8 protein-coding genes and 1 pseudogene are annotated in these 8,448 nt (G+C 64.3%); 5 read left to right on the plus strand and 4 right to left on the minus strand.

Annotated elements, in window-relative coordinates; genetic code table 11:
- Positions 1-476, minus strand: a pseudogene (locus EOC06_RS26950) (KamA family radical SAM protein); the annotation flags it as partial.
- Positions 477-635: 159 nt separating this feature from the next.
- Between EOC06_RS26950 and EOC06_RS26955 the strand changes: the two are divergent.
- Positions 636-1,571: a hypothetical protein gene (locus EOC06_RS26955; RefSeq protein ID WP_128309215.1), complete on the plus strand. Its 936-nt coding sequence runs from the start codon at positions 636-638 to the stop codon at positions 1,569-1,571.
- A 29-nt stretch (positions 1,572-1,600) separates the two neighbouring features.
- On the opposite strand, the gene EOC06_RS26960 is transcribed toward EOC06_RS26955, so the two are convergent.
- The 3 genes from EOC06_RS26960 to EOC06_RS26970 all read right to left on the minus strand — a co-directional run bounded on the left by EOC06_RS26960 (position 1,601) and on the right by EOC06_RS26970 (position 4,527).
- On the minus strand, positions 1,601-3,157 hold the full coding sequence (locus EOC06_RS26960) for a serine hydrolase (RefSeq protein ID WP_127269407.1): 1,557 nt from the start codon (positions 3,155-3,157) through the stop codon (positions 1,601-1,603).
- Positions 3,158-3,501: 344 nt separating this feature from the next.
- Entirely contained in the window at positions 3,502-3,714 is a 213-nt protein-coding gene (locus tag EOC06_RS26965) for a 4-oxalocrotonate tautomerase family protein (RefSeq protein WP_128309216.1), read from the minus strand.
- Between the two features lie 54 nt (positions 3,715-3,768).
- Positions 3,769-4,527 (minus strand): SDR family oxidoreductase, encoded by a 759-nt coding sequence (locus EOC06_RS26970; RefSeq protein WP_127269409.1) that lies wholly within the window; start codon positions 4,525-4,527, stop codon positions 3,769-3,771.
- Between the two features lie 100 nt (positions 4,528-4,627).
- Between EOC06_RS26970 and EOC06_RS26975 the strand changes: the two genes are divergently transcribed.
- The 4 genes from EOC06_RS26975 to EOC06_RS26990 form a co-directional block, all read left to right on the plus strand.
- Positions 4,628-5,521, plus strand: a complete 894-nt coding sequence (locus EOC06_RS26975; protein ID WP_127272499.1) for a LysR family transcriptional regulator — start codon at positions 4,628-4,630, stop codon at positions 5,519-5,521.
- Positions 5,522-5,805: 284 nt separating this feature from the next.
- A complete protein-coding gene (locus tag EOC06_RS26980; RefSeq protein ID WP_128309217.1) occupies positions 5,806-6,666 on the plus strand; it encodes a xanthine dehydrogenase family protein subunit M in 861 nt (286 codons plus the stop codon).
- Complete coding sequence (locus tag EOC06_RS26985; RefSeq protein ID WP_013530647.1) at positions 6,666-7,142, plus strand: (2Fe-2S)-binding protein; 477 nt, start codon at positions 6,666-6,668, stop codon at positions 7,140-7,142. The genes EOC06_RS26980 and EOC06_RS26985 overlap by 1 nt, the downstream gene beginning before the upstream one ends.
- Position 7,143: 1 nt before the next feature.
- Positions 7,144-8,448, plus strand: a 1,305-nt coding sequence (locus tag EOC06_RS26990) for a xanthine dehydrogenase family protein molybdopterin-binding subunit (RefSeq protein ID WP_164898754.1), incomplete at its 3' end; no start/stop codon positions are given.

The raw sequence follows: 8,448 nt of genomic DNA on the forward strand, positions 1-8,448 counted from the left end.
GGGTGATCCGCGATATAGGCCAGCGCCGGCTCCAGCGCCTCGTGCGTATAGCCACGACCGATCGAGGTCAGCGATTCCTTGCGGAAGCAGAACCGGCAATAGACCGCGCATTGATAGGTCGGGAACAGCAGCACCCGGTCGGCATGGCGGTGCGTCAATCGCGGCACCGGGCTGAAGTCATGGTCGGCGATCGGATCGTCGAGCTCGCCCTCCGCTTCCTCAAGTTCTTGCGGCGACGGAATGACCTGCGCCCGGATCGGATCGGCGGCGTCGTTCCAGTCGATCAGGTCGAGATAGGCTTTGGGCGCGCGCACCTTGTGGTTCGCCGCCGCGGCCCGGGCGGCCGCGCGCTCGGCTGGCGACAGCGGGAGGGACGCCAGGTCGCGCACGTGGCGCACACCGGCGCGGACGTCCGCCTGCCAGGCGGTGTCGGGATCGACGGCGGGTGCATCGTGGAGGTTGGTGTCTGAAGTCATCAGGGTTCTCAGGACAGTTTCTGGCGGAGCTATCGGCCGGATGGCCAGGCGGGTCAACCTTCCGGGGTGGCCGCCGCCATCAAATCCACCGCCTGCAAATCCGTAGGTATTTAGCCAAAATGGCACTATTCTGCGCAGTCTGGGCTTCAGGGAAAACGAATGGATTTCAGCACAGGCCATGGTTACCTGCTCATCGGCGGCCTCATCCTCGTCGGTACTGGGCTGCTCATCCTGTCGCTGATCGTCAATCTGCGCGTCGCCCACAGTGTGCGCGACGACGTGCGCCATCGCGAAAAGCTGCTGGAATACCACCGCAACATCTTCTCGCAGTTGGGCGTGATCCTGATCGGCATCGGCGTGTCGCTGTTCATCTTCTTTTTCCAGCAGAATTACCAAGACCAGCGCAGACGCGAAGCGGATCTTCAGCAGGTTCTGGCCAAGCTGGCGGCGCGCATCGCTCGTGGCGCTCCCCTCGTCGAGTCACTTGGCGAATTCGACGGGCTGCTGGATGACGGCGGGGCCTATATTAGTCCCGAACTTGGTGGAACCAACGCCGCCATCGGCGCGCAGGGAGCGGAGCTTGGCAAGCAGGTCCGCGAAATCCTGCTGGTTGAGCGCGACGTCGACATCCGGGACTTCGACATCCTCAACCTGTCGCGCGATTTCGAGTCGTCGTTCGTCGTCAACGAGCTCGATCCGACGCTATGGTTCGACATCGTGCGCGACGAGAGCGAGATCAAATATGCCATCACCCAACTCACCCTCGACTACAAGGACCTGCAGGATGCGATCGGCGGCGAGCCGATCGAGGTTGCGATCGCCAATCCTGAAACCGAGCGCAAGATCAAGCACGAGGTGCTCGACATCTTCTACGATGCCGACCTCTTGCGCCAGCGCAGCAGGCGATTTCTTGGCCGCGCATGCTGGCTTCTCAGCCACGGACGCAGCTTTGTCAGTCTTGCAACGGTCGATGCGATCGAGGCCGATGCGAAGTCACATCAGGAATGGATAGACAGGTCGAAGCCCTTGCTGGCGCAGACGAAATCGGGCAACGGCGATTGCTTCAAACTGCTCCGGTACGGCCCGGCATCCTGAACTCCCGGCCGCACCGTTCGATTTGGAAGTCAGTCCCCCACACGTTGCAGCGTGCCGAGATGATTGTCGTCGAGAAAACCTACGGTCATGGCCGACGCCTTGCCGTCAGCGCCGACCACAAAACTTACACCCGAGGGGCTATCCGGCGTCTCCGCGTCGGGGAAGGTCAGGAAAAGGTCACCGTCGAAATGCCTCAATGAGTAGGACCGGCCGGCGGCCGGGCCTACCCTGAGCACAAGGTGGTCTCCCGCTTCCGACACAATCGCATCGCCGATGAAGTCGTTGGCGTACCGGCCGGCATAGACGCTGTCCGGCCCGGCTGGCCGTGGCGGAGACGGCGGCGCGGCATAGGCGGCCTTGGCCGCCGCGACCGCCGGACCGAACAGGCCCGCATAGATATCATTCCACGCCTTGACCCAGTCCTTCTCGACGTTACCGTCGAAGACGAGATCGGCGAAGCTGTCGGACAATCCCTCCGGCAGGCCAGTCGGAAAGGCGTTGGCGACGATGACGATGCCCAGCTTCTCCTTTGGGAAGACTGTCACCAGGGTACGCGCCCCGACACTGAAGGCGCCGGCGTGGCCCCAGCTCAGGCCGTGTCGGCCGAATTCGACGTTCCAGCCGAGGCCGTAGAACGATGCGCCGCCGGAGACGGGGTTGTTGCCGCGCGCTATCAGCGGAACATGCGTCTGGCTTAGCGCATCGGCGGCAATCAGTGTCTTGCCGGCATAAACGCCGTTGCCGAGGATGAGGCGCAGCCATTGCGAGAGGTCACGTGCCGTGGAGCTGACGCCGCCGGCGGGCGCCTGCGCATCCGGATCGCGCTCTATCTTCGCGGCCCAGGCGCCATCGACCTTGACGTGAAGCGCAGCACGGTTGCTTTGCTTGACGAAGTCCGAATGACGGGAACTGGTCGAGGCCATGCCAAGCGGACGGTAGAGCTTCTCCTCGGCGACCTCCTCCCAGGGCTTTCCTGTCGGTGTCGCGGCTGCCATGGCACCCTCTGTCAATCCGAAATTGCTGTAGGCATACCCGGCGCGAAAGCTCGACGATGGTGGCACGAACCGCAGGCGATGCACGATCTCGACGCGGTCGTAGCCAATACCTTCGAGGTCGTCTCCGGCGGTGCCTGGAAGCCCGCTGCGATGCGAAAACAGGTCACGAACGGTGAGTTGGCTCGCCGGATAAGGATCGGCCAACCGGAAGGCCGGATCGAGATCGGCGATCTTCGAATCCCAGGACACGATCCTGTCGCTAACCAACGCCGCTACGACGGTGGCGGAAACCGGTTTGGAAAGGGAGGCGATCTGGAACACCGTGTCGGCGTCGACGGTCTCTGGCTTGCCGGCCTCGCGATGCCCAAAACCCTTGAGGAAGATCACCTCGTCATCGCGCACGACGCCGATGGCGAGACCGGGTACAGCACCGTCCGCTACGGCGGCTTCGGCAAGCGCTTCGAGCTTCGACAGGGCAGCAGTGATGCGCTCGGGCGTGAGGGTATCGGCCGGCGCCGCGTGCGGCCAAAGCACCATTGCGGCGATGAAGACCCAAACCCTCCAATGACAGAGATTCCGATTCAGCCGCATGCACAACCCTCCTCCCAAGCATTCACAAGGCCATGATACAGGGCCGCACGGGTGAGGCCAGCCCTTCTCGGGCCATTCGCGCAACCGGACGGTCGATCTCCTGATCGGCCGCGCCGACGACGCCATCACCTCTGCCGGGCTACCGCATCGACGTCCAAAGCTCGCTGATCGAACATCCGGCGGTCAACGAGCGAGTTGCCGAAGACACCCAGCGGCAAGATTCAGCGGTTCCTGCTGAGGAAGGCCGAGGTGGAGAAGCGGAAGGGGGTGATGCTGCCGATCTCCCCACTTGTGGGACCCGAAGGACGGGCGAGACCCGTGGCTCGCCCGGGAACGGCCCGGCACTACTCCTTTGCGCGAAAAACTTCCGGCACGACGAACACTTCCTCGGCCCGGCCATAGCCGCCGTCGGCGACCTCCTCCACCAGCACCATCGTGAAGGGGCGCACACCCTCGCCGAAAAAGTTGACGAACATGGCTGTCGTTCGATGGATGAGGTCTTCCTTCTGCGCCCTTGAGAGCGCCGCTTGCGGTAACTTGATGTTGGCGAATGGCATGATCTTTTCCTTTCTGTGGAATTTGAGGTTCGGCGTGGAGCGGTCGGCGACGGCTCAGACGACGCCGCCATTGGCGCGGATGATTTGTCCGTTGACCCAGAAGCTGTCCGGCCCGGCCAGGAACGAGACCAGCCCGGCAATGTCGTCGGGCTGGCCAAGCCGGCCGAGCGGGATCATCTTGCCGATGGCCTCGATCTGCGCCTCGCTCTTGCCGTCCGTGAACAGCGCGGTTTCGATCGGCCCGGGCGCTACTGCGTTAACTGTGATGCGGCGCGCGCCAAGCTCCTTGGCCAGGATGTGGGTCATCGCCTCGACACCCGCCTTGGTGGCGGCGTAGACGCCGTAGCCCGGCTGGTAGAGGCCGACGACGCTGCTGGAAAAATTGACGATGCGGCCGCCGTCGCGAAGCCGGCGCGCGCCTTCCCGCATGCCGCGGAACACGCCGCCGAGATTGATCGCGATCTGCGTGTCGAACGAAGCGTCGTCGGTCTGCGCCATCGGCGAAATCTTCATGACGCCGGCATTGTTGACGAGGATGTCGATGCCGCCGAACGCCTTCTCGCCGGCGTCGAACAGCGCTGCGATCCCATTCGGATCGGCGATATCGGCCTGAACGGCGATTGCCTTGCCGCCGCCGGCTTCGATGCTGCGCACAAGCTCTTCGGCCTCGGCGCGGCCCCGTGCATAATTGAGGACGACGGCGACGCCATCGCGGGCGAGCCGCTGTGCGATGGCGGCGCCGATGCCTTTGGAGGCGCCGGTCACGATCGCGGTTCTGGTTTGGCCACCCGTACTTGTTTGATTGGATGTCATGGAAGTCTCTCCGTGTTGGTGACACGGATATAGGCCGACCCGCTTTCCGTATAATCAGCCATCTATTGACATCACTATTCGGAAATTGCGAACAAGGGCCATGGATCGACTGGACACGATGCGGCTCTTCGTTCGCGTTCTGGAGCGGCGCAGCTTTACCGCTGCCGCGGCCGATCTCGGCCTGCCGCGTTCAACTGCAACGGAAGCGATCCGGCGGCTGGAAGAGCATCTCGGCGCGCGGCTTCTGGAACGAACGACGCGGCAGGTGAACGCCACGCAGGACGGCGAAGCCTACTATCGGCGCTGCCTGTCGATCCTGGCCGAGATCGAGGATGCCGAGGCCGCCTTTCGCAATGCCGAGCCTTTCGGCCTGCTGCGCATCGACGCCAGCACGCTGCTCACCCGCACATTCCTGTTGCCGCGCCTGCCGGAGTTCCTCGCCCGCTATGTCAGGATCGACCTGCAGATCGGCCAAAGCGACCGGCTGGTCGATCTCGTGCGCGAAGGCGTCGACTGCGTCATCCGCGTCGGCGAGCCGCCCGACAGCGGCATGATCATGCGGCGGCTGGCTGTCATCCGCGAGATCACCTGCGCCAGCCCTGCCTATCTCGAGCGCCACGGCACGCCCGTCTCCCCCGATGCGCTCGACGGTCACCAGGCGGTGGGCTTTGTTTCGTCGCGCACCGGCGAGACCCTTCCGTTCGAATTCACCGTCGCCGGCAGTATCCGTGAGGTGCGGCTGCCATGCCGCGTCGCCGCCAACAATTCCGACACCGCCGCCGATCTGGCGCGGCTTGGCCTCGGCCTCATCCAGGCACCGCGCTATCGCTTCGAGAAGGATCTGGCGGATGGGACGCTCGTCGAGGTGCTGGCCGACTATCCGCCATCGCCGACACCGCTGTCGGCGCTCTACCCGCAGAACCGTCAGCTCTCGCCACGCCTGCGCGTCTTCCTCGACTGGGCCTCGCGCATCTTCGCCGAGGCCGATCTCTAGGGCAATTCCAGGAAAAATGTGAACAGTTTCCCGGCAAAGCGCGTCACGGGCTGAGGCCGTTCCGGTCCAAAGGCGGACAAGGGCGAATGAGCGCACTTGATCCATAGCCGAAGTTTCACGAAAATCATCCCAAAGTCGGTTGCTGCCATTCAGCGCGCCACTTTCCGTCTGTTGGACTGGATATTGCGGCGCCTGGCCTAATCGCCGCAGTTGAGGAACCGGATAGCCATTATGAGGAGACTGTTTATAACGGTCGCTGAAATCGCGATGACCAAGGGGAGACGATGCGCTACATACGTCCGCTTTCAATAGAAGATGCCGTTGGCCACTTGGCCGGGTCGGCTGGTACGGCCGCCATCCTCGCGGGAGGCAGCGACCTCCTGGTCAGGATGAAGGGCGGCTTTGCCGAACCAGAGCTGATCGTCGACATCAAGGCGATCGATGGCTTGAGCGAGATCCGGGAAACTGCTGAAGGCTTCAGCATCGGCGCCGCGGTTCCCTGCGCCGTCCTGGGAGAGAACACCGCCCTCAAGAAGGCATGGCCTGGTGTCGTCGAGGCGGCCAAGCTGATCGGCTCCAAGCAGGTGCAGGGACGCTGCACCATCGTGGGCAATCTCTGCAACGCCTCGCCGGCCGCCGATAGCGTGCCGGCGCTGGTTGCCGCCGGCGCCAAGGCAGTGGTCGTCGGGCCGGCGGGCCGGCGCACGATTCCCGTGCAGAGCGTGCCGACCGCGCCGGGCAAGACGTCGCTGGCCAAAGGCGAGATCATCGAGGCGATCCTGCTCGACAAGCGCGAGCCGCGCTCTGGCGATGCCTATCTGCGTTTCATTCCACGCACCGAGATGGATATCGCGGTGGTCAGCGCCGGGGTGAACCTGACGCTCGACGAGCACGGGGTCGTCAAATCGGCCCGCGTAGCGCTGGGCGCCGTGGCGGCGACGGTGCTTCTGGTCGAAGAAGCCGCGGAGGTGCTCGTTGGCTCCAGGCTGGACGAAGCGACGCTGGAGCGGCTCGCCAAGGTCTGTGCGGGCGCCTGCCGTCCCATCGACGACAAGCGCGGCACCATCGAATTCAGACGAAAAGTTGCGGGTGTGCTGGCCCAGCGGGCCGCCACATCAGCCTATGCACGTGCAGGAGGCAAATGATGGCTGGTATAGCAGTTTCAACGACAATCAACGGCGACGCTGTCGAGTATCTTTGCCAGCCGGACGAGACGCTGCTCGATGTCCTGCGCGATCGGCTGGGGCTGACGGGCGCCAAGGAAGGCTGCGGCACCGGCGACTGCGGCGCCTGCTCGATCATCCTCGACGATCGGCTGGTTTGCTCATGCCTGGTGCTCGGCGCCGAGGCTGAAGGCCGGCGCGTCGAGACCATCGAGGGCATGGCCCATGGCGATACGCTGCACCCGCTGCAGCAGAAGTTCCTCGAGCATGCGGCGCTGCAATGCGGCATCTGCACGCCGGGCTTCCTGATCGCGGCCAAGGACCTCCTGGCCAAGAACCCCGACCCGACCGAGGAGGAAATCCGCTTCGGCCTCGCCGGGAACCTCTGCCGCTGCACCGGCTACGACAAGATCGTGCGCGCCGTCCAGGACGCGGCCATCGTGATGAAGGGAGCCTGAGATGAATTTCGATCCACGTTTTTCCGGACGTAAATTCGCCTCCGTCGGCACGCGTCCGATCCGTCCCGACGGCATCGACAAGGTGACGGGCCGCGCGCGCTATGGCGCCGACTTCAACATGGCCGGCCAGCTGGTCGGGCGTGTTCTCAGAAGCCCGCACGCTCACGCCAGGATCGTCAAGATCGACACCTCGAAGGCGGAAAAGCTCGCCGGCGTCAAGGCGGTGATCACCGCGGCCGACCTGCCCGATCTCACCGATGGCGATGCCGCCATGTACGACGTCCTCGACAATTGCATGGCGCGCACGAAAGCGCTCTATGACGGCCACGCGGTGGCCGCGGTCGCCGCGATCGATGCCCGCACCGCCAGGCAGGCGCTGAAGCTCATCGAGATTGAATACGAGCTTTTGCCGCATGTCACCGATGTCGACGAGGCGGCGAAGCACACGGCGCCCTTGATCAATGATGCCATCTTCACCGAGGGCCTCGAGGAAAAGCCGGTAAAACCCTCCAACGTCACCAAGCGCAGCCAGTTTGGCCATGGCGATGTCCATCAGGGTTTCGGGCAGGCCGACTTTATCGTCGAGCGTTCCTTCAAGACCGAGCAGACGCACCAGGGCTATATCGAGCCGCATGCCTGCGTGGCGAATTTCAGCTCCGACGGCACCGCCGACCTCTGGGTGTGCACGCAAGGCCATTTCGTCTACCGCCAGCACTGCGCCCAGTTGCTTGGCATGGAAGCCTCGAAACTGCGCGTCACCTCCTCGGAGATCGGCGGCGGTTTTGGCGGCAAGACCCATGTCTGGGCCGAGCCGGTGGCGCTGGCGCTGTCGCGCAAGGCCGGACGGCCGGTGAAGCTGGTGATGACCCGCGACGAGGTGTTCCGCGCCTCGGGCCCGACCAGCGCCACCTCGATCGACGTCAAGATCGGCGCCCGCAAGGACGGCACGATCACCGCCGCCGAAGCGACGCTGCGCTACAGCTGCGGCCCGTATGCCGGCTCCTGGGCCGAGATCGGTGCGATGACGGCGTTCGCCTGCTACAAGCTCGATAACGTCAAGACGGTCGGCTACGAAGTGCTGGTCAACCGGCCGAAGACCGCGGCCTATCGCGCGCCTTCGGCGCCGATGGCGGCGTTCGCTGTGGAAAGTGCTGTCGACGAGCTGGCCAAGAAGATCGGCATGGACCCGGTCGACTTCCGCATCAGGAACGCCGCGCAGGAAGGCACACGGTCCTCCTACGGCCCGGTCTACGGACCGATCGGCATCGGCCCGACGCTGGAGGCGGTGAAGAGCCATCCGCACATG

The sequence above is a fragment of the Mesorhizobium sp. M7A.F.Ca.MR.362.00.0.0 genome, assembly GCF_004023175.1.
GTDB lineage: Bacteria > Pseudomonadota > Alphaproteobacteria > Rhizobiales > Rhizobiaceae > Mesorhizobium.